Annotated in this window: 18 protein-coding genes; 11 read left to right on the top strand and 7 right to left on the bottom strand. The window is 73.1% G+C overall.

Annotated features, from left to right (window positions below):
* Nucleotides 1-216 precede the first annotated feature (216 nt).
* The 3 genes from ACIO5E_RS03490 to ACIO5E_RS03480 all read left to right on the top strand — a co-directional run bounded on the left by ACIO5E_RS03490 (nucleotide 217) and on the right by ACIO5E_RS03480 (nucleotide 4,265).
* Nucleotides 217-813 (top strand): choice-of-anchor C family protein, encoded by a 597-nt coding sequence (locus tag ACIO5E_RS03490; RefSeq protein ID WP_400663152.1) that lies wholly within the window; start codon nucleotides 217-219, stop codon nucleotides 811-813.
* A gap of 378 nt (nucleotides 814-1,191) precedes the next feature.
* Nucleotides 1,192-2,694, top strand: coding sequence for a carbohydrate binding domain-containing protein (locus tag ACIO5E_RS03485; RefSeq protein ID WP_400663150.1), 1,503 nt, complete (start codon nucleotides 1,192-1,194; stop codon nucleotides 2,692-2,694).
* 113 nt (nucleotides 2,695-2,807) lie between these two features.
* Nucleotides 2,808-4,265 carry an SDR family oxidoreductase gene (locus tag ACIO5E_RS03480; RefSeq protein WP_400663147.1) on the top strand — a complete coding sequence of 486 codons (1,458 nt, stop codon included), beginning with the start codon at nucleotides 2,808-2,810 and terminating at the stop codon, nucleotides 4,263-4,265.
* Between the two features lie 19 nt (nucleotides 4,266-4,284).
* Here the strand turns inward: ACIO5E_RS03480 and ACIO5E_RS03475 are convergent, their stop codons facing one another.
* Nucleotides 4,285-4,767, bottom strand: a complete 483-nt coding sequence (locus ACIO5E_RS03475; RefSeq protein ID WP_400663144.1) for a hypothetical protein — start codon at nucleotides 4,765-4,767, stop codon at nucleotides 4,285-4,287.
* 108 nt (nucleotides 4,768-4,875) lie between these two features.
* A complete protein-coding gene (locus ACIO5E_RS03470) occupies nucleotides 4,876-5,619 on the bottom strand; it encodes an SDR family oxidoreductase (RefSeq protein WP_400663141.1) in 744 nt (247 codons plus the stop codon).
* 109 nt (nucleotides 5,620-5,728) lie between these two features.
* On the opposite strand from ACIO5E_RS03470, the gene ACIO5E_RS03465 reads away from it, so the two are divergent.
* Complete coding sequence (locus ACIO5E_RS03465) at nucleotides 5,729-6,343, top strand: TetR/AcrR family transcriptional regulator (protein WP_400663138.1); 615 nt, start codon at nucleotides 5,729-5,731, stop codon at nucleotides 6,341-6,343.
* A 419-nt stretch (nucleotides 6,344-6,762) separates the two neighbouring features.
* Complete coding sequence (locus ACIO5E_RS03460) at nucleotides 6,763-7,416, top strand: DUF1707 domain-containing protein (RefSeq protein WP_400663136.1); 654 nt, start codon at nucleotides 6,763-6,765, stop codon at nucleotides 7,414-7,416.
* Between the two features lie 193 nt (nucleotides 7,417-7,609).
* Here ACIO5E_RS03460 and ACIO5E_RS03455 read toward each other — a convergent pair whose 3' ends face one another.
* The gene (locus ACIO5E_RS03455; RefSeq protein ID WP_400663133.1) at nucleotides 7,610-8,215 is read right to left on the bottom strand and encodes a TetR/AcrR family transcriptional regulator; all 606 of its coding nucleotides are present in this window, start codon (nucleotides 8,213-8,215) and stop codon (nucleotides 7,610-7,612) included.
* A gap of 126 nt (nucleotides 8,216-8,341) precedes the next feature.
* Between ACIO5E_RS03455 and ACIO5E_RS03450 the strand changes: the two genes are divergently transcribed.
* Nucleotides 8,342-9,364 (top strand): hypothetical protein, encoded by a 1,023-nt coding sequence (locus ACIO5E_RS03450; RefSeq protein ID WP_400663130.1) that lies wholly within the window; start codon nucleotides 8,342-8,344, stop codon nucleotides 9,362-9,364.
* A gap of 512 nt (nucleotides 9,365-9,876) precedes the next feature.
* Nucleotides 9,877-10,416, top strand: coding sequence for a GNAT family N-acetyltransferase (locus ACIO5E_RS03445; protein ID WP_400663127.1), 540 nt, complete (start codon nucleotides 9,877-9,879; stop codon nucleotides 10,414-10,416).
* A 211-nt stretch (nucleotides 10,417-10,627) separates the two neighbouring features.
* Here the strand turns inward: ACIO5E_RS03445 and def are convergent, their stop codons facing one another.
* Nucleotides 10,628-11,233, bottom strand: a complete 606-nt coding sequence (gene def, locus ACIO5E_RS03440) for a peptide deformylase (protein ID WP_400663124.1) — start codon at nucleotides 11,231-11,233, stop codon at nucleotides 10,628-10,630.
* Nucleotides 11,234-11,309: 76 nt separating this feature from the next.
* Between def and ACIO5E_RS03435 the strand changes: the two genes are divergently transcribed.
* The 4 genes from ACIO5E_RS03435 (at nucleotide 11,310) to ACIO5E_RS03420 (ending at nucleotide 14,856) form a co-directional block, all read left to right on the top strand.
* Nucleotides 11,310-11,861 carry a helix-turn-helix domain-containing protein gene (locus ACIO5E_RS03435; RefSeq protein WP_400663122.1) on the top strand — a complete coding sequence of 184 codons (552 nt, stop codon included), beginning with the start codon at nucleotides 11,310-11,312 and terminating at the stop codon, nucleotides 11,859-11,861.
* A 175-nt stretch (nucleotides 11,862-12,036) separates the two neighbouring features.
* Complete coding sequence (locus ACIO5E_RS03430; protein ID WP_400663119.1) at nucleotides 12,037-12,846, top strand: aminoglycoside N(3)-acetyltransferase; 810 nt, start codon at nucleotides 12,037-12,039, stop codon at nucleotides 12,844-12,846.
* Nucleotides 12,847-12,912: 66 nt separating this feature from the next.
* Nucleotides 12,913-13,692 (top strand): phosphotransferase, encoded by a 780-nt coding sequence (locus tag ACIO5E_RS03425; RefSeq protein ID WP_400663117.1) that lies wholly within the window; start codon nucleotides 12,913-12,915, stop codon nucleotides 13,690-13,692.
* Nucleotides 13,693-13,992: 300 nt separating this feature from the next.
* Nucleotides 13,993-14,856, top strand: coding sequence for an LLM class flavin-dependent oxidoreductase (locus ACIO5E_RS03420; RefSeq protein WP_400663114.1), 864 nt, complete (start codon nucleotides 13,993-13,995; stop codon nucleotides 14,854-14,856).
* 30 nt (nucleotides 14,857-14,886) lie between these two features.
* Here the strand turns inward: ACIO5E_RS03420 and hemC are convergent, their stop codons facing one another.
* The 3 genes from hemC to ACIO5E_RS03405 form a co-directional block, all read right to left on the bottom strand.
* Nucleotides 14,887-15,822, bottom strand: coding sequence for a hydroxymethylbilane synthase (gene hemC / locus ACIO5E_RS03415; RefSeq protein WP_400663112.1), 936 nt, complete (start codon nucleotides 15,820-15,822; stop codon nucleotides 14,887-14,889).
* A 161-nt stretch (nucleotides 15,823-15,983) separates the two neighbouring features.
* The gene (locus ACIO5E_RS03410) at nucleotides 15,984-18,293 is read right to left on the bottom strand and encodes an ABC transporter permease (protein WP_400663110.1); all 2,310 of its coding nucleotides are present in this window, start codon (nucleotides 18,291-18,293) and stop codon (nucleotides 15,984-15,986) included.
* The gene (locus ACIO5E_RS03405; protein ID WP_400663107.1) at nucleotides 18,290-19,015 is read right to left on the bottom strand and encodes an ABC transporter ATP-binding protein; all 726 of its coding nucleotides are present in this window, start codon (nucleotides 19,013-19,015) and stop codon (nucleotides 18,290-18,292) included. Before ACIO5E_RS03405 ends, ACIO5E_RS03410 begins: the two co-directional genes overlap by 4 nt.
* Nucleotides 19,016-19,058: the final 43 nt, after the last annotated feature.

The raw sequence follows: 19,058 nt of genomic DNA, 5'->3' as shown, positions 1-19,058 counted from the left end.
GCCCGACTGTCGGACCTGTGCGTTCCCACCACCGCCCGGCGCCGGGCGGGCACAGGCGACCACCCGTCAAACCGGCGCGCAAGAGCCCGTCGGCGGGCTCTCCGCACCACCGGGCGCCACCTCTCCGGCCTTGGCAGGCTTCACCGCGGCGGCGGACGCTCTGTGCGCAGCCGATCATCGGCTCATCCATTCGGCAGACCAGTTGGGGAGAAACCCATGTCGTTCTCGCGCGCCCGCCTCGCCGCCGTCGCCCTGCTCGTGGCCGGTGCCACCGCGGTGGCCGTCCCGGCGCAGGCCGCCGGCGGCCACCGCGCCCTCAGCCGCTTCGACGACGGAAGCTTCGAGTCGCCCAAGGTCCCGGCGAACAGCTTCACCGAGTTGACCGCCGGTCAGAGCATCGGCCCGTGGAGGGTCACCAGCGGCAGCGTCGACCTGATCGGCGCCGGCTTCTGGCAGGCCGCCGAGGGCGACCAGTCGGTGGACCTCAACGGCTCCAACACCGGCGCCGTCGCCCAGACCTTCACCACCGTCCCGGGCGCCACGTACTCCGTGACGTACGCGCTGGCCGGCAACCCCGCAGCCGCGCCGGCCGTGAAGACCGGCCGGGTGCTCGTCGACGGCCAGGACTTCCAGGACTTCTCCTTCGACATCACCGGCAAGACACCGGCCGCCATGGGTTACGTGGGCCGCCAGTTGAGCTTCGTCGCGCAGGGCGCCTCCACCACGCTGACCTTCGCCAGCACCACCACCGGCGCGGCCGGCCCGGTCGTGGACGACGTCCAGGTCAAGGAGTGCAAGCCGTGTTGCGGGTGATCAGCTGATCCGCTGATCCGGTGAATGCCGGGCCCGGTGGGCCGGCGGCCCAGGCCGCCGGCCCACCGGCGTTCCTCCCGCCGTCCCGCACGGCCGGGATTTCGGCGGAGCTTCGGCCGGGGGTCCGACGGAGCTTCGGCCGGGGGTTGCGAAGGAGCTTCGGCCGGGCGTTCGGCGCGGCGCCTTAAACCGTTCCTAAAACCTTCCCACAGCGGGCTTTCGATGCCCCGGAAGTGCTTGACGTGCACAGCTGGTCTAGTCCAGTTTGATGCTCAGCACCGCGCTCCTCCCCCGCACCGGACCAGCCCCCAAGCTGCCGCCCGCCCCGCGTCTCCCCCCTCGCTGCGCGGGCGGCCCCACGTCCCGAGAGGCACCCCCATGCCCAGCGCGCCCCAGCCCGCCCCCACGCACCGCCGCCCCGCCGGCCGCACCAAGCTGCTGAGCCTCGCCGCCGCCACCGCACTGGCCGCCGGCGGCCTCGCCGCGCTCGCCGGGAACGCCGGCGCCGCCGACGGCAACCTGCTCGCCAACCCCGGCCTGGAAAGCGGCACGCTCAGCCCCTGGAGCTGTTCCGCCGGAACCGGCAGCGTCGTCAACTCCGGCGCGCACAGCGGCAGCTACGCGCTCAAGGGGGCGGTGAGCGCGAGCGACACCGCGCAGTGCGGCCAGACCGTCAGCGTCCAGCCCAACACCACGTACAACCTCAGCGCCTGGGTGCAGGGCCAGTACGTCTACCTCGGCGCCACCGGCAGCGGCGTCACCGACCCGGCCACCTGGACCCCGGGCGGCGCCAACTGGCAACAGCTGTCCACCAGTTTCACCACCGGCCCGGCCACCACCAGCGTCACCGTCTACCTGCACGGCTGGTACGGGCAGGGCGCCTACCTGGCCGACGACATCACGCTCACCGGCCCCGGCGGCGGCCCCAGCACCCCGCCGCCCACCTCGGGCACGCCGACCGGCACGCCCACCGGCGGCCCGACCACCCCGCCGCCGAACGTCGCCGTCCCCGTCGCGCCGTACATCGACATGGGCGCCTGGCCCACCCCGTCCATGCCCGACATGGCCGAGTCCGGCAACCTCAAGGCCTACACCATGGGCTTCGTCACCGGCGTCGGCTGCAAGGCCAGCTGGTTCAACGCCTACGACCCGCGCACCGGCTGGGCCAAGGACCAGATCGACGCGCTGCGCGCGGCCGGCGGCGACGTCAAGCTCTCCTTCGGCGGCGCCAGCGGCACCGAACTCGCCGCCGCCTGTACCACCGTGGACTCGCTGTTCGCCGAGTACGACGCCGTGGTCAACGCCTACAACCTGCGCTACGTCGACTTCGACATCGAGGGCGCGGCCATCGCCGACACCGCCTCCAACGACCGCCGCTCCGCCGCGCTCGCCAAGCTCCAGCAGGCCCACCCCGGCCTCAAGGTGTCGTTCACGCTGCCCGTCCTGCCCGAGGGCCTGACCGCCGACGGCGTCGCCATCGTCAAGTCCGCCCGCGACGCCGGGGTGAACGTCGACCTGGTGAACATCATGGCGATGGACTACTACCGGGCCGGCACCGACTACGGCAACGCCGCCGTGCAGGCCGCCCAGGCCCTGTTCGGCCAGCTCAAGGCGCTCTACCCGGCGAAGACCGACGCCCAGCTGTGGGCCATGGTCGGCGTCACCCCGATGCTCGGCGAGAACGACGACCACCAGATCTACAACCAGGCCGCCGCCCAGCAGCTGGTGACCTTCGCCAAGCAGAACCACCTCGGCCTGCTCGCCTTCTGGGACGCCACCCGCGACGCCAACGCCTGCACCGGCGGTTCGCTCTCCAAGTGCACCAACATCCCGCAGCAGCCGTACGAGTTCGCGAAGATCTTCGCCCAGTACACGGGCTGACCCGCGTCAGCGGTCGGGGTGCCGGCGCGCCGGCGGCCGCCGTTAATTGGCATCTCATCGTCCCGGACCGTCCACTACAGTCCCTCCCACCTGCACGGCACGAGGGGGCGGACATGACCGGCACGACGGTCCGGGACGACGAGAACCAGCGCATCACCATCACGGCGGCCACCGAAGCCGCCGGCGCCGCCGGCCTCAGCGCCGAGGAACTCGCCGCGTTCAACCGCACCCTCGGCCGTCTGCGCGCCCTCCCCGCGCACGACCGCACCCGCCTGCACGCCGAGCGGCAGCTCAGCTCCTTCGTCATGGAGAGCCGCAAGCGCCGCCGCCAGGAAGCCAAGCAGGCCGTCCGGCAAGCCGACGACGAGCTCCTCGCCACCACCGCCACCGGCGCCCGCAACCGCCGCGAGGACACCCCGCTCGCCCCCGCCGGCCGACCCGTCGGCGAGCTGCGGACACCGCGCAAGTGCTACGTCTGCAAGCAGCCCTACCGTCAGGTCGACGGCTTCTACCACATGCTCTGCCCCGGCTGCGCCGCCGACAACACCACCCGCCGCGCCCTCAGCACCGACCTGCGCGGCCGCCGCGCCCTGCTCACCGGCGGGCGGGTGAAGATCGGCTTCCAACTCGCCCTGATGATGCTCCGCGACGGCGCCGACCTCACCGTCACCAGCCGCTTCCCGCACGACACCGTCCGCCGCTTCCGCGCCGCCGCCGGCAGCGCACAGTGGTGGGACCGCCTCACCGTCGTCGGCATCGACCTCCGCGACCCGCGCCAGGTCCTCGGCCTCACCGAGCAGTTGCGTGCCGACGGCCGCCCACTCGACATCCTCGTCAACAACGCGGCCCAGACCCTGCGCCGCCCGCCCGAGTCCTACGCCCTGCTGGCCGCCGGCGAGCGCACCGCCCTGCCCTCCCCCGACCGCCGGGCCGTCACCCACGCCCCCGGCTTCCGCCCTCTGTCCGAGCCTGCCCGGCTTCCGTCCGGCGCCGCGTCCTTGCTCGATCTCCCGGGCCTCCCCGGCCTTTCCGACGTCCCCGGCCTTTCCGACGTCCCGGACGAGGCCGGGCTGCTGCCCGACCCCTCCCCCGCCAACTCCTGGTCCGTCCGCCTCGGCGCCCTGGACCCGGCGGAGGTGCTGGAGACCCAACTCGTCAACGCCCTCGCCCCCACCCTCCTCTGCGACCGCCTCCTCCCCCTGCTCCTCGTCTCCCCCCGCCCCGCGCGCTACATCGTCAACGTGACGGCCGTGGAGGGCCGTTTCGCCGTCCGGAACAAGACCGCGCGCCACCCGCACACCAACATGGCCAAGGCCGCCCTCAACATGCTCACCCGCACCAGCGCCGCCGAACTCGCCCCCCAGGGCGTCCACATGTGCGCCGTCGACACCGGTTGGATCACCGACGAGAACCCGGCCCCCAAGAAGGCCCACCTCGCCGCCCGGGGTTTCCGCACCCCGCTCGACATCGTGGACGGGGCGGCGCGGGTCTACGACCCGATCGTCCGGGGCGAGGCGGGCCACCCGGTGTCGGGGGTGTTCCTCAAGGACTACCGCGAGGCCGAGTGGTGAGCGGGGCGGCCCGGCCGGCTCAGGTGTCGTAGCAGCCGTCCCACGGGGCGTGGAAGCCGAGGCCGTCGGGGTAGAGCTCGGCCCAGACACCGTCCTCGTCCCCCTCGCCTTCGTCCCCGTCGTCCTCCTCGATGACCAGGCCGAACAACGCCCCGTCGACCCGTACGGCGAACGGCGCGATGGCGATGTCCCCGTACGCGCGGCCGGGGAGGGCGTCGAGCCAACCGTCGAGGAGCCGGCGGGCAGCCGCGATGACCACCCTCTCGCCGTCCGCCGTCGTGCCGGTGGACCGGATGCGCGAGTCGAGGTGCCGGCCGGCGTCGTCGAAGCGGTGGAGTATCGCGTACCACCGCTTCTGCGCCGGCCAGTCGGCCTCGTCGAACCCGTCCTCCGGGAAGGCCGCCGCGACGGAGGCGAAGAACTGGCCGCCCTGGCAGCGACCGATGGTGCGGGTGCGGTAGTCGGGCTCGTGTCGGATGGGGATCAGGTCGGGGACGCTCATGGTCGCACCGTACGCGCGAGCTGTGACACCGCGAGCCTGGCGAACGTGCCCGATCCGGGGCCGGATCCGGATCGGGCACGTCAACTCACTTCTTCAACTTCCCCGGCTTCAACGCCCGGTGGGGAGGTTGGCCCCGCCCGTGCAGTCGAACACCACGCCCGTCACGAAGGTGTTGGCGGCGAGCATGTGGATCGCCCGCGCGACGTCCTCGGCCCGGCCGACCCGGCCGACCGGGGTGGTGGCGGCGAGGCCCTCGAACAGCGCCGTCCGCTGCTCCACCGGGACGCGGTCCCACCACGGGGTGTCGATGACGCCGGGCGAGACGGCGTTGATCCGCAGCGGGGCGAGTTCGACGGCCAGCGGCGGGACCATCGCCTCCAGCGCACCGTTGATGGCGGCCAGTCCGGCGGTGCCGGGGATGGCGGCGCGGGCGGAGGCGGCGGTGATCAGCGTGACGGATCCGTCCGACCGCAGGTGCGGCAGGGCCGCCTGCAGGACGCGGACCTGCGGCCAGAACTTGGCGTCGAACCCGGTCGCGAGGTCGGCGAGGTCGAGCTGGGCGAACGGGCCGCTGCCGGCCGCGCCGCTGACGGCGACGACCAGGTGGTCGACGGTGCCGGCCTGAGCGAAGAAGGCGGCGACCGCCTCGGGGTCGGCGGCGTCCAACCGGTAGCCGCTGGTCCTGCCACCGATCCGGGCGACGGCGGCGTCCAGCCGGTCCCGATCGCGGCCGGTGACCACGACCTCGGCGCCGTCCGCGGCAAAGGCGGCGGCCGAGGCCTCGCCGATGCCCGAGCTGCCGCCCATCACGACGACGTGCCGGCCGGTGAAGCGGTTCGACGTAGTACTCATGGTGGCGCGTCCTTCATCTTGTCGAGACCGCTAGTTCCGGTAATGATGGTTATCGAGACTGCTAGTCTTGTCAAGTGGGGACAGCGAAAGCGCAGACGAAGGGAACGCCATGACGGCGAACGACCACCCCCAGGGCTCTCCGGACAGCCCGACCCGCCCGCACACCGGACGCCGCCGCAACGAGGCCGCCCACCAGGCGATCCTCGACGCCGCCCTGCACCTGCTCGCCGAGTCGGACGGCACGCCCGTCACCATCGACGCCATCGCCCGCACCGCCGGCGTCGGCAAGCAGACCGTCTACCGCTGGTGGCCCTCCAAGGGCGCCGTCCTGCTCGACGCCCTCACCGACCGCGCCGACCAGGACGTCCCCGGCCCCGACACCGGCACCCTGCGCACCGACCTCCGCGCTTTCATCAGCACCACCTTCGACAGTGCCCAACGCGGCACCACCGCCCCGGCCCTGCGCACCCTCGTCCGCGAAGCCGCCCGCGACCCCCACCTCGCCGACCTCATGCAGACCTTCACCGCCGCCCGCCGCACCGCCCTGCGCGACCTCCTCACCCGCGGCCGCGATCGCGGCGAACTCGCCGAGGACACCGACCTCGACCTGATCGTGGACCAGATCTACGGCGTCTTCTGGTACCGCTTCCTCCTCGGCCACGCCCCCCTGGACGCCACCGCGGCCGACCGACTCACCGAATCCCTGGTCGCCGGGAACGACTGACGCTGCGGCAGGAGGCCGTCCTCGCCCGCCCGGTCCCGCCGACGAGGACGGTGCCCGTCAGGCTGCCGCCGAACGTGAACGGCACGGGAGCGGGTCGCCGATGACAACCCGGCGAACCCGTGCGGCCGCGGCTCCAGCCACCGTCACCTTCTCTCCGACCGGGCCTGGCGGGAACGTATATCGCGATATAGCGTTAGACCGACCGGCACACGGTGGGTGGATGAAGGAGCGGTGTCCGGGCCGAGTCCGGGCGGCGCCGACGAGGGAGTAGCAGCGGAGCTGCGGCGACCGAGGAGAAGCCGTCCAGGCGACAGCCCGGGCGTCGCGACGCCGCCCACCATGTGCCGGTCCGTCTTAGTTCCCACCCGCGCCGCTGACCCCATCGCGCGAAGACCTTCGTCAAGCTCAGGACGGGAAGTATGTCGCGAGAGCTCTCGCCCGCCGGAAAGCGCACTGGCCGCAGCTCGCAGCCCGAGATGCGGGCCTCTCATGCGGACCGGGATCGGGTGGCCGACCTGCTGTGCGTAGCGGCGGGCGACGGCCGGCTGACCGCGGACGAACTGGACCAACGCCTGGAGGCCGCCCTGTCGGCGCGGACGCTCGGCGAGCTGACCGAACTCACCGCCGACCTGCCGGCCGCGTCGGCCTTGGCCGGTGGGGTTGCGGTGGCGGCCAAGGACGTCCTGCGGATCGACCACAAGTTCAGTGCGGTCGAGCGGGCGGGACGCTGGGTGGTGCCGCGACGGCTGGAGCTCTCCGTGGAGTGGTGCGAGGTGACACTCGATTTCACCCAGGCGGTGATCACACACGACACCCTGCAGATCGACCTGGACATGCGCGGCAAGAACCTGACGCTGATCGTCAAGCCGGGCATCGTGGTCGATCCCGACGCCCTGCATCTGGAGTTCAGCAAGGTCAGGAACCGCCAGGCCCCGAACCCCGGTACGCCGATCGCCCTGCGAGTGGAACTGCTCGGCAAGAAGAGCTTCGGTCGCGTCGTCGTGCGGCAGCCGCGGAGGACGGCCGGCCAGTGGCTGCTGAGGAAGCGCACAGCCCTGCCCGCCGGTGACTGACCTGCCCACCGTCCGACCGCATCCGGCGGGCGAACGGGCGTAGCGGCAGGATTGCCCGATCCAGGCCGTCCGCCGAAAGGAGCCGCGCGAAGGCGGGCGGCGGGCCTCGTCCTTGTCGCGCCGACGCGAAGTACCGCTCGCCCGTCACCGTCACCGTCTCCCGCCCCGGCGCGGAGCCGTCCCGCGCCGGACGTCACCCCAGGGCTTGGCCGGCGTCCTCCCCGCGGCGTCGGACCAGCGGGAGGTAGACCTCGTCGACGATCTCGACGAGGACGTCGTCGGGCGCGCTCGGCACGCCGCGCACCACGAACTCGTTGCGCAGCAGCACCACCGCCACCGTCGCGACCCTCGGGTGGAGCGCCTCGGGGGCGGCCTCCCCCCGGGCGACCGCGCGGCCCAGAACGGTGAGCCAGGGCGCGGCCGCGGCATCGCCGGACTGGTCCTGGAGCTGCGCCAGGAACTCCGTCGCGCCGCCGGCCGCGACCAGGAGCTCACGCAGGATCGCGCCGAGCGGGGAGCTCCAGTGCCGGTTCGCCTGGCGGAGCAACTCCAGGGCGTCGCCGCGCAGTTCGCCGGTGTCGGGGAGCGGGACGGCGGTGGCCAGCTGCTTGTAGCCGGCGATGCCGAGGGCCAGGCGGTTCGGCCAGCGGCGGTAGATCGCGTTCTTGTTGGTGCCGGCGCGGGCGGCGACCTTGTCCATGGTCAGCCCGGCGAATCCGGACTCGGTGAGCTCCGCCACCGCCGCCTGCAGGATCGCCTCCTCCAGTGCCGCCCCGCGTCGCCGTGTCTGCCCGGCCATGGACCCCGTCCCGTCCCGCCCATCGATACCGTCCGTACCCTCCCATCCTTCTTGCCATCCGTGATCCACGGCAACTAGGGTACTTTTCGTACCGTATTTGCCGGCCCCACAGGAAGGCAGGAGACCGTGCGCACCAAAGGCATCAGCTATGACACCGGATTCGTGAGGAACGGGTCGTACTCTCGAACGCGGTTCGACCCGAAGGAGGTCGAACGCGAACTGCGCATCATCCGCGACGACCTGCACTGCAACGCGGTCCGCATCATGGGCGGCGATCCCGACCGGATCGAGCTCGCCGCCGGATACGCCGCCGACCTCGGCCTGGAGGTCTGGTTCTCCCCCTACCCGCTGGAGCTCGCCGCCGAGGAGATGCTGGCGCTGTTCGCCGACTGCGCCGAGCGGGCGGAACGGCTGCGGCGGCGCGGGGCCGAGGTGGTGTTCGTCGCGGGGGCCGAACTCAGCCTGATGAACCCGGGGTTCCTACCCGGCGACAGCACGGAGGAACGCGTCGCCCTGCTCGGCCGGCCCGAGCTCGTGCGCGAACACGTCGGCGCGGTCAGCGGCCGGGTCAACGAGTTCCTCGGCAAGGCCGTGGCAACCGTCCGCGAACACTTCGGCGGGCGCGTCACCTACGCCGCCGTACCGCTGGAGCGCGTCGACTGGGCGCCGTTCGACCTCGTCTCCCTCGACCTCTACCGCTCCGCCGAGATCGCCGACCGCTTCGCCGACGGCGTCCGCGACCTGACCGCGCAGGGAAAGCCGGTCGCCATCACCGAGTTCGGCTCCGCCGGCTACCGCGGCGCGGGCGACCGGGGCGCGCTCGGCCTGGACATCGTCGAGTACGCCCCCGAGGGCCCCGTCCGCCTGAACGGCAGCTACGAGCGCGACGAGGCCGGCCAGGCCGACTACCTGCACGAGCTCCTGGAGGCCTTCGACACCGGCGGCATCGACGCCACCTTCGTCTTCACCTTCGCCCTCTACGACCACGTGCACCGCCCCGACGGCGACCCCCGTGACGACCTCGACCTCGCCAGCTACGGCATCGTCAAGGTCTACGGGGACCGCCGCCCCGGATCGGTCTACCCCGACCTCCCCTGGGACCCCAAGCAGGCCTTCACCACCCTCGCCGACTACCACCACAATCACTGACCCACCCACGCGTCCCGCACCTCGGGCCAAAATATGCAGACCGGTCTACTGATTCTGACGGTTCGTGCCGGCGGCTGCCCCCTCGTGCGCCCGTGCGCAGGAAGTCGGCCCGCCCGACTTCCTGCGCAGGATAGGACGCCGGGCGCCCGGGGTACGCGGACGCGCTGGTCACGGAAGTGCCGGCGTACGCGGGACCGGGTGACGGTGCGGCCCTGGAGATCGGCGCGGGGCCCTCGCACAGGGGGAGCCCTGCGCGAACTGTCCGGACCGGCAAGGATGTCCGGTGCGTAGGATCTTCCATCCGCTGAACCGCCTCACCGGCCGTTCCCCGCCGATCGGAGAAGAACGGACCGACTACTGGCCACCTCACCCGTTCACCCGCCGCCGGACCGGCCGAAAGCCGGTCCGGCGGCGTTCCCCCGAAGCTCGCCCCAGGTGCTGTTCGGGGTTCGGATCTAGGTGAAGAAAAGCGTTCCCGTTCGGCTGGTTTGACCACCTGTTAGCGTGCGCGGATGGAAGATCTGGGAACCGTCGCTTGGCCGCCTGAGCCGATCAGGACCGAGAGGCTCGTGCTCCGTGAGCCCGAGCCCCGGGACCGTGCGGCGTTCGTCGAGCTGCTCGCCTCGCCAGAGGTGCACACCTACCTCGGCGGCCCCCGGCCGCGTGACGAGCTTGAGCGCGAGATGTCCGGGGTGCCCGAGCGTTGGCCCGGGAGCTTCGTCGTTGATCTCGACGGATCGATGATCGGCCAGATCCTGCTCAGGAGAGCAACGGGGCACCGTCGCCCGGCTGCCGCGGGGAAGGTCGATCTCGGCTACCTGTTCCTGCCGCGGGCGTGGGGATTCGGGTATGCCGCCGAGGCGTGTGCGGCGGCACTCGGCTGGTTCGCCGGCGCGCTTCCCGGCGAGCCGGTGGCGCTCGCCACCCAGACCGCCAACGTCGGCTCGATGCGCCTCGCGGCGAAGCTGGGGTTCACCGAGGTGGAGCGGTTCGAGGCCTGGGGCGCCGAGCAGTGGCTCGGCATGTGGTCTCCGGTCACGCCGGCCAGTTGAGTTCGCGACGGAACCACACTCGCCTACACGCGCGAGCGGTCTGCAATCGCGACTTGTCCGCCCGCGCGGCAGGCTGACTACCAAGACCCACGTCGCGGTTGAGCGCCGCTGTCGTCCGCTGTGCTTCATCCTCACTCCCGGACAGGCGGCCGACAGCCCGCGCTTCGTCCCGGTCGTCGAGCTCAGCAAGGTCCGCGGGGCGGCCGGCCGGCTACCGCACCGACGCCCGGGTGGCCCGAGTGGCCCGGGTGGCCCGGGTGGCCCGCTGGGCGAGGACGCGTTCCCGGCGCTCGGCGGTCTGCCGCAGGACGTCCTTGCGGTCCCGGCCGGACAGCCGGTCGATGTACAGCTGGCCGCCCAGGTGGTCGGTCTCGTGCTGGAGGCAGCGGGCGAAGTACCCGGTCCCCTCGATCGTGACGGCGGTGCCGTGCTGGTCGAAGCCGTGCACCACCGTCCGGTCCGGGCGGGCGAGTTCGGTGCTGGCGCCGGGCACGGAGAGGCAGCCCTCGGTGTCCTCGATCAGCCGGCGGCCGGGCTTTCGCGGCTCGACGACCGGGTTGAGCACGTGACCGACGTGCCGGACGCCCCGGTCGTCGCGGCAGTCGTAGACGAAGAGGCTCAGGTCCACGTCCACCTGGTTGGCCGCGAGCCCGCAGCCGTCGGCGACGTACATGGTGGCGGCCATGTCCTCGATGAGGCGGGCCAGTTGCCCGCTGCCGAAGTCCTCCTCGGTCGCCGGGCGGCAGGTGCGGCGGAGGATCTCCTCCCCCACCTCGGTGATCCGCAGGATGGTCGGGCGTTCACGCGGCTCGGACATCGGCGCTCCCTCGTCGACTGGATGACGTTCCGTCATCTCCTTGTCATAGACTTTGCAAAGTAGCAGACTTTGCAAAGTGACCGAAGACCTCACCGAACCCGCCACCGGAGCCCTCCCCCGGCACCCGGTGCGCACCGCCCTCCTCGGCCTCCTCGCCGAGACCGCCGCGCTCACCTCCACCGAGGCCGCCGCCCGGCTCGGCTACAGCTCGGGCCTGTGCTCCTTCCACCTCCGGCAGCTGGCCCGCCACGGCCTGATCGAGGAGGCCCCGGCCACCGACGCCCGCGCCCGCCCCTGGCGGCTGCCGCAGGCGCCGCAGCAGTCGCAGCCGCCCCACCAGGCCACCGGGGAGGACGAGTTCGGCGAACTCGCACGCGGCCTGGAGGACGAGAGCTACCAGCGCTGGCTCGCCCACCGCGACCGGGCCCCGGCGGACTGGCAACAGGACGAGGCGTTCAGCACCGTCCTCTACCTGACGCCCGCCGAACTGGCCGCCGTCGGCGAGGCCGTCCGCCAGGTGCTCGCCCACTACCGCGACCGCGAGACCGACCCGGCCCACCGCCCCATCGACGCGCGCCCGGTCGCCGCCGTGGCCCGCCTCTTCCCGCTCCTCCCGGACGAGCGGTAGCAGGCGGCGCCCCTCGGCCGATGGGAGCCGGCGGGAGTCGACAGGCGCCGGTGGGAGCCGACTCGCACTGCCGGCGAAGGCGGCCAGCACCCCGATCCACCCGGGGGTGGCCCCCGCACCGGGTGCCGGGAATAACCGCTGGCGCCCCGGGCCCTCGACCGGCAGGCTGGCCCGCATGCACGTCACAGGCCCGCTCTGCACCCGCCAGTCCCTCGCCGCCGAGCTGCGCGCCGCCGGGGTCGAGCCCGGCGGCACGCTGCTCGTGCACTCCTCGCTCAGCTCCCTCGGCTGGGTCTCCGGCGGGGCGGTCGCCGTCGTCCAGGCCCTGCTGGACGCCCTCGGGCCGACCGGCACCCTCGCCGTGCCGACGCACACCGGGGACAACTCCGACCCCGCCGAGTGGAGCAACCCTCCGGTGCCGCCCGAGTGGTGGCCCGACATCCGGGCGTCCTGGCCCGGGTTCGACCCCCGGGTGAGCCCCTCGCTCGGGATGGGCGCCGTCCCCGAGACCGCCCGGACCTGGCCCGGCGCCCTGCGCAGCACGCACCCCCAGACGTCCTTCGCCGCGCTCGGCCCGGGCGCCGTCGAGATCACCGACGGGCACGCCCTGGACTGCCGGCTGGGCGAGGCCAGCCCGCTCGCCCGACTGGAGGACCGCGACGCCCACGTCCTGCTGCTGGGCGTCGACTTCGGCTCCTGCACCTGCTTCCACCTGGCCGAGTACCGGGTGCCGGGCCCGAGCGAGGAGTGCGCGTTCGCCGCCGTGACGCCCGAGGGCCGGCAACGGCTCACGGTCGAGGACCGGACCATCGACGCGGGCGACTTCACCGAGCTCGGCGCCGCGTTCGAGGCCGACCGGCCGGAGGCCGTCCGGCACGGCACGGTCGGCGCCGCCGCCACCCGGCTGTTCCGCCTCCGGGACGCCGTCGCGTACGCGCAGTGCTGGCTGCCCGAGCACCGGACCCAAGGGCCGTCCCGTACGTGACGGCGCATGCGCTGCCCGCCTGCCTGACGCCGAGGGTGCCGACGACGGAGGCACTACGCTGGCGGGGTGATCGAGGACGGCGCCACCGACCAGGGCAGCGTGACGACGGTTCGCCGGATCGGTGAGACGATCCGGCGGCCGACGGGCGTGTGGACACCTGCGGTGCACGCGCTGCTGACCCATCTGGAGGCGGTCGGCTTCACCGGAGCTCCGCGCGTACTGGGCATCGATGGTGCCGACGAGGTGCTGTCACTGGTTCACGGCGAACCCGCGTTCGCACCCTGGCCGCAGGCTCTGCGGTCGCCTGCGGGAATCGGCGAGCTCGGACGCTGGCTGCGCGGATACCACGACGCGGTCCGGGACTTCCGGCCACCGGCCGGAGCACGCTGGCAGGGCCAGGAGGAGGAGTGGCGGCCGGGCATGGTGATCCGCCACGGGGACCTCGGACCGTGGAACTCCATCTGGGACGCCGACCGGCTGGCCGGCTTCATCGACTGGGACTTCGCAGCACCCGGCCACGCCCTCGACGACCTGGCCCAACTCGCCTGGTACGCCGTGCCGCTGCGCCCCCTCGACCAGCAGCACAGAGCCTCGGTCACCGGTGCCGACACACTACGGGCGCGGCTCCACCTCCTCTGCGCCGCCTACGGCGCACACCCTGAAGCGGTGCTCGACGCACTGGATGCCCTCCAGTCCCGCGAGGCCACACGCATCGAACGCCTCGGCGGGCAGGGCGACGAGCCGTGGGCGACGTTTCTCGCCCGCGGCGACTCGACCGAGATGTGGGCCGAACAGCACTGGACCCGTTCGGAACGCGCGGCTCTTCTGGGCGTCATGGGCGATTGAGGGCCGCCCCCGAGCCGCTGCCGGTCACGGTGCGACGGGTCCCGACGCCTCCACCCCCGACGCCCCGCTCAAGCTGACTGTCCGTCAACCCCCTTCGCAATTCCCGCACATCATTCCCGGCACGGGCCCGACGGAAAAGGCGTTGAACTCGTGGCACACCTCGCGCTACCGTCGCCGCACTCTGACGAGCACGCTCCCTTGAACGAAGAGCCGCAGAACGGGAGCAGGGCCACGCACGACACGTGAGCCCGCGGAGGGGCGGCGCCCGTATTCGGCCTGCCCTCCGGAGGATGATCCCCCATGCAACCCGTCAAGATCGGCCTCGGCCTCCCCATCCACGACCCCGCCCTGCTGTTCGACTGGGCCCGCCGGGCCGACGCCGGCCCGTTCAGCACGCTCGGCCTGCTGGACCGGCTGGTGTTCGACAACCCCGAGCCCCTGGTGACCCTGGCCGCCCTGGCCGGCGCCACGTCCCGCATCCGTCTGCAGACCGAGGTGCTGATCGCGCCGCACCACGGCACCGCGCTGCTCGCCAAGCAGACCGCCACCCTGGACCGGCTCTCCGGCGGGCGGTTCACGCTCGGCATCGGCGTCGGCGGCCGGGAGGACGACTGCCTGGCCGCCGGCATCGACCCGCGCCGCCGGGGCCGGCGCCTCGACGAGCAGCTGCCGGTGCTGCGCCGCCTGTGGGCCGGCGAGCCGTACGGCGAGGGGGTCGGCCCGATCGGGCCCGCACCGGTGACGCCCGGCGGCCCCGAGGTGCTGTTCGGCGGCTTCGCCCCGGCCGCGCTGGACCGGGTCGGCCGGTTCGGGGACGGCTTCCTCGGCGCGTCGCTGCCGCCGGAGTCGATGGCCGGGCTGTTCCAGGACGTCGAGAAGTCCTGGCAGCGGCACGGCCGCGACGGCAGGCCCCGGCTGGTGGCCCAGGTGAACGCCGCGCTCGGCTCGGAGCAGACGGTCGAGGAGGCCCGGCGCAACATCCACGCGTACTACTCGTTCAGCGACTTCGCCGACCAGACGGCGGACCGCCTGCTCACCACACCGCAGGCGATCCGGGCCGCCGTGGCCGGCTACACGGCCATCGGCGCGGACGAGGTGATGCTGTACTGCTGGTCTCCCGAGGTCGACCAGGTGGACCGCTTCGCCGAGGCGCTGTTCCGGTAACGGGCAGCAGCCCCGCAGCAGGCGGGGACGTCAGTGTGGGATGCCCGCGATCAGGTCCTGCGCGCCCTGCCGCTTGAGCGCCAGGGCCGTGGAGGTGCCGAGGTCCTCGGGGTCGAGGGCGCCGGCCCACTCGTGGGCGTCCAGCACCTGCTTGCCGTCCGGGCTGAAGACCCGGCCGCGCATCGAGAGCCGGCCGTCCGCTTCGGCCTTGGCGTAGCCGGCGATCGGGCTGTTGCAGTGGCCCTGCAGGACGTGCAGGAACATCCGCTCGGCCGCCGCCTCGCGCCAGGTGTCGCGGTGGCCGAGCCCGGCGACGGCGTCGATGGTGACGACGTCGTCCTCGCGGCACTGCAGGACGAGGATGCCGGCCCCGATCGGCGGGCACATCGTCTCGATGTCCAGGATCTCGGTGATCCGCGCCTGCTCGCCGATCCGCTCCAGCCCGGACACGGCGAGCAGCAGCGCGTCGACGTCCCCGGCCGCCAGCTTGGCCAGCCGGCTGTTGGCGTTGCCGCGGATCGGCAGGCACACCAGGTGCGGGTGGGAGGCGGCGAGTTGGGCGATGCGGCGGACGGAGGAGGTGCCGATCCGGGTACCGGGCGGCAGTTCGGCCAGGGTCAGGTCGCCGGGGTGGACGAGGGCGTCGCGGATGTCGTCGCGGCGCAGGTAGGCGGCGAAGACGGTGCCGGCGGGCAGCGGGCGGTCGGCGGGCACGTCCTTGAGGCAGTGCACGGCGACGTCGGCCTCCCCGGCGAGCAGCGCGGCGTCGACCTCCTTGGTGAACGCGCCCTTGCCGCCGAGCCGGGCGAGGTCGCCCGTCCAGCGGTCGCCCGAGGTGGTGACCGGCACCACCTCGGTGCGCAGCCCCGGGTGCAGGGCGGCGAGTTCGGCGCGGACGCGCTCCACCTGGGCGAGCGCCATGGGTGAGGAGCGGGAGACGATGCGGATCAGCTCAGCGGTGGCCATGGCGCGATGATAGGTGCTCGAACACGGGTCCTTGACCCAGCGTCAGCCGACCGGCCGAAGGCCGTTCGGGGCACGGCACCGGGCACGGCACGAGGTACGACACCGGACACACCGGTGCGGCCCGGCGGTGGCACCACCCGGCCGCACCAGCCCGCAGTCGGCTACTCGTTGTGCAGCACCTCGGCGATCGGCAGCCGAGCCGCCGAGCGGGCCGGGACGAGGGCGCCGAGGACGGCGATCGCGACACCCGCCAGCGCGAGGCCGGTCAGCAGCGGGGCGCCCCAGACATCCTTTGTCGCCTCCGGGAAGTGGATGATCCGGACGTTCTCGGCGATCAGCCGGTGCGCCACCATCCCGACCGGGATGCCGATGATCCCGCTGACCACGCCCTGCCAGGCCACCGAGGTGACCGTCATCGCGACGACCTGCCGGGGCGTCATCCCGATCGACTTCAGCATGCCGAGGTCGCGGCGACGCTCGCGGATGGTGAGCAGCAGGGTGTTGAAGACGCCGAGCGCGGCGACCGCCGACAGCAGGACGCTGAAGGTCGTACTGAAGGTCTGGATCGCGACGACGGGCCCGGTCGAACTCGCCGTGACGATCGAGGGCGAGAGGCTCGGGTCGGCGGCCGTGACCGCCTTCTGGTACGCCTCGGCGTCGGCGCCGTCGGCGAGCCGCACGTCGTACTCGACCACGTGCGGGTCGGGGGTGAGCAGGGCCCTGGTGGCGTCGTTGGAGGAGATCGAGTTGGCGTTGCCCTGGATCTCCTCGCCGACGACGGTGACGGTGGTCTGCCGGCCGTCCAGGACCAGGGTGAGCCGGTCACCGAGCTTGACCCCGTGCTGGTCGAGGAAGGCCGGCCCGGCCTCGACCTCGTTCAGCCCGGTCGCCGGGCGGCCCTCGACCACGTCGAGCCGCCGGTGGTCGACCATGGCGTCGCCGCCGTAGAAGTTGGCGAAGACGAGCTGGGGCTGTCCCACGATGCCGATCCGAACCAGTCCGCGGACGGAGACCCGCTCGGCACCGGGGGTGGCGTGCAGCATCGCCTCGGTCTGCTCCGGGGTCAGCCGGGGCTCGATCTTCTTGTCCGCGAAGTGGCTGGTCTGCACATCGATGTGGGTCTTGCCGTCGACTTGGGCCATGGTCTTGGCCAGGGTGCTGCTCAGGCCGGTGGTCACGGTCACGGTGACCACCCCGAGCACGATCGCCGCCATGGTCAGCGCGGTGCGGGCCGGGCGGGCGAAGGGCTGGCCGAGGCCGAGGCTGACGGCGCGCGGCAGCCGGGTGCCGCTCAGCCAGCGCTGGACCTTCAGCCCACGCCCGGCGCGCGGCGCGCTGCCGGCCGAGATGGCCTGGGCGGCGGAGAGCCGGTGGGCGCGCGAGGCGGGGACGAGCGCGGCGAGGGCGACCAGCAGCGGGACGCTGAGCAGGGTGGCGGCGGGCAGCCAGCCGGCCGGCTCGATCACGGCGGCGCCGGTCGAGATCCCGCTGAAGGCGGTCAGGAGGATCGGGTAGGCCGCCGCCCAGCCGGCCGCCGTCCCGAGGACGGTGCCGACGACCGCGGGCACCGAGACCATGGTCAGGTAGACCGTGACCACCTGGCGCGGGGTGAAGCCGATCGACTTCAGCACGCCGATGTGCCGGTAGCCGGAGACCACCGCGCCGCTCACCACGTTGCCGACGATCAGCGCGGCGACGACCAGACCGAGCACGCCGAAGACCGTCATCAGCGGCAGGTAGGCGTCGGCGCCCGCCGAGAAGGCCTGCTTGAGCACCAGGTACGACTGCGCGCTGGCGACGGCGTCCTTGGGCAGGCCCTCGGTGGCGGTGCCGAGCGAGGCGGTGAGCTGCTGCTCGGTGGCCGCGTCGGTGAAGCGGTAGAGCATCTGCCGGGAGGTGGGGTGCAGGGCGGCCGCCTGCGCGGGGGTGACCCAACCGCCGGAGGACTGGCTCATGTCGGTCGCGAAGCCGACGACCGTGAGCTTCAGCCCCGTGCTGGTGATGAGCTGATAGCCGAGGTTCCACGCCCCGGCGCCCCCGCCCGGGTTGTTGATGACCACCTCGCCGGGCGCGGTGGCCCAGCGGCCGGCCAGCAGTCGCACCTGGTCCACCGGACCGCCCTGGTCGACCCGGCCGACCAGGGTCAGCGGTCCGGGCGGGCGGCCGACCCAGTCGGTGGGGATCTCCACCACGGCCTGGTCAAACGGCCCGGCGGCCGCCTCGACGCCCGGCCGGTGGGCGGTGGCGGCCAGTTGCTCCGCCGAGGCCTTGGCCGGGTCGAAGAGGGCGCTGACGTGCGCGCCGTGCTCGGCCTCGAAGGCGGTGTCGAACGGGGCCCGGGCGGCGCTGATCACCGCCAGCGCGAGCAGCACCGTCGCGGTGGAGCAGAAGACGACCAGGCCGATCACGATGGTCTGCACCCGGCGGCGCTTCACGGCCGCCCGGGAGGCCCGCCACACGGCGCCGGTCACGACTGCGCCTCCAGCATCCGCTCGCGCGCCACCCGGCCGTCCGCGACCTCGACCAGCCGGCTGGCGCAGCGGGTGGCCAGGTTGGGGTCGTGGGTGACGATCAGCAGGGTCTGCCCGATCTGGTTGAGGTCGAGCAGCAGGTCCATCACCTGCTCCCCCGAGCGGCTGTCCAGCGCGCCGGTCGGCTCGTCCGCGAGCAGCAGCGCCGGGCGGTTCATCAGGGCCCGGGCCACCGCGACCCGCTGGCGCTCGCCGCCGCTGAGCGCGGCCGGGTAGACGTCCTTGCGGTGCGCGACGCCGAGTTCGTCCAGCAGCTCGAGTGCCCGGCGGCGCGCCTGCTTGGCGGTGGTGCCGGTCAGCTGGGCGGCCAGGGCGACGTTGTCGAGGGCCGGGAGGTCGTCGATCAGGTTGAAGAACTGGAAGATCATGCCGACGTGGCGGCGGCGGAACAGGGCCAGCCCGGTCTCGTTCAGCTGCCCGAGGTCCTGCCCCTGCACCCGGACGGTGCCGGAGGTGGGCCGGTCCAGCCCGGCCACCATGTTCAGCAGGGTGGACTTGCCGCAGCCGGAGGGGCCCATCACGGCGACCGCCTCGCCCGCCCTGATCCGCAGGTCGAGTCCGTCGAGCGCCTTGGCGTCGCCGAACTCCTTGTGCACCCCGGACAGCTCGACGACGACCTGCGCGTCGTCCTGCCGGGTGGTCCCGTCGTGGTCGTTGCTCATGGTGGACGACGGTAGGCGCGGCCGGCCGGGCCGGGCGTCCCAC

It is taken from the genome of Kitasatospora sp. NPDC087314 (genome assembly GCF_044744365.1).
Lineage (GTDB): Bacteria > Actinomycetota > Actinomycetes > Streptomycetales > Streptomycetaceae > Kitasatospora.
This window is presented reverse-complemented; position numbering and strand designations above follow the sequence as displayed.

What these genes read in the sequence shown, in the direction of transcription:
- ACIO5E_RS03455 (WP_400663133.1), bottom strand. Translation starts at nt 8,215, where the DNA reads ATGGCCGGGCAGACACGGCGACGCGGGGCGGCACTGGAGGAGGCGATC.
- def (WP_400663124.1), bottom strand. Translation starts at nt 11,233, where the DNA reads ATGTCCGAGCCGCGTGAACGCCCGACCATCCTGCGGATCACCGAGGTG.
- ACIO5E_RS03460 (WP_400663136.1), top strand. Translation starts at nt 6,763, where the DNA reads ATGTCGCGAGAGCTCTCGCCCGCCGGAAAGCGCACTGGCCGCAGCTCG.
- ACIO5E_RS03420 (WP_400663114.1), top strand. Translation starts at nt 13,993, where the DNA reads ATGCAACCCGTCAAGATCGGCCTCGGCCTCCCCATCCACGACCCCGCC.
- hemC (WP_400663112.1), bottom strand. Translation starts at nt 15,822, where the DNA reads ATGGCCACCGCTGAGCTGATCCGCATCGTCTCCCGCTCCTCACCCATG.
- ACIO5E_RS03465 (WP_400663138.1), top strand. Translation starts at nt 5,729, where the DNA reads ATGACGGCGAACGACCACCCCCAGGGCTCTCCGGACAGCCCGACCCGC.
- ACIO5E_RS03490 (WP_400663152.1), top strand. Translation starts at nt 217, where the DNA reads ATGTCGTTCTCGCGCGCCCGCCTCGCCGCCGTCGCCCTGCTCGTGGCC.
- ACIO5E_RS03430 (WP_400663119.1), top strand. Translation starts at nt 12,037, where the DNA reads ATGCACGTCACAGGCCCGCTCTGCACCCGCCAGTCCCTCGCCGCCGAG.
- ACIO5E_RS03445 (WP_400663127.1), top strand. Translation starts at nt 9,877, where the DNA reads ATGGAAGATCTGGGAACCGTCGCTTGGCCGCCTGAGCCGATCAGGACC.
- ACIO5E_RS03480 (WP_400663147.1), top strand. Translation starts at nt 2,808, where the DNA reads ATGACCGGCACGACGGTCCGGGACGACGAGAACCAGCGCATCACCATC.
- ACIO5E_RS03405 (WP_400663107.1), bottom strand. Translation starts at nt 19,015, where the DNA reads ATGAGCAACGACCACGACGGGACCACCCGGCAGGACGACGCGCAGGTC.
- ACIO5E_RS03470 (WP_400663141.1), bottom strand. Translation starts at nt 5,619, where the DNA reads ATGAGTACTACGTCGAACCGCTTCACCGGCCGGCACGTCGTCGTGATG.
- ACIO5E_RS03475 (WP_400663144.1), bottom strand. Translation starts at nt 4,767, where the DNA reads ATGAGCGTCCCCGACCTGATCCCCATCCGACACGAGCCCGACTACCGC.
- ACIO5E_RS03485 (WP_400663150.1), top strand. Translation starts at nt 1,192, where the DNA reads ATGCCCAGCGCGCCCCAGCCCGCCCCCACGCACCGCCGCCCCGCCGGC.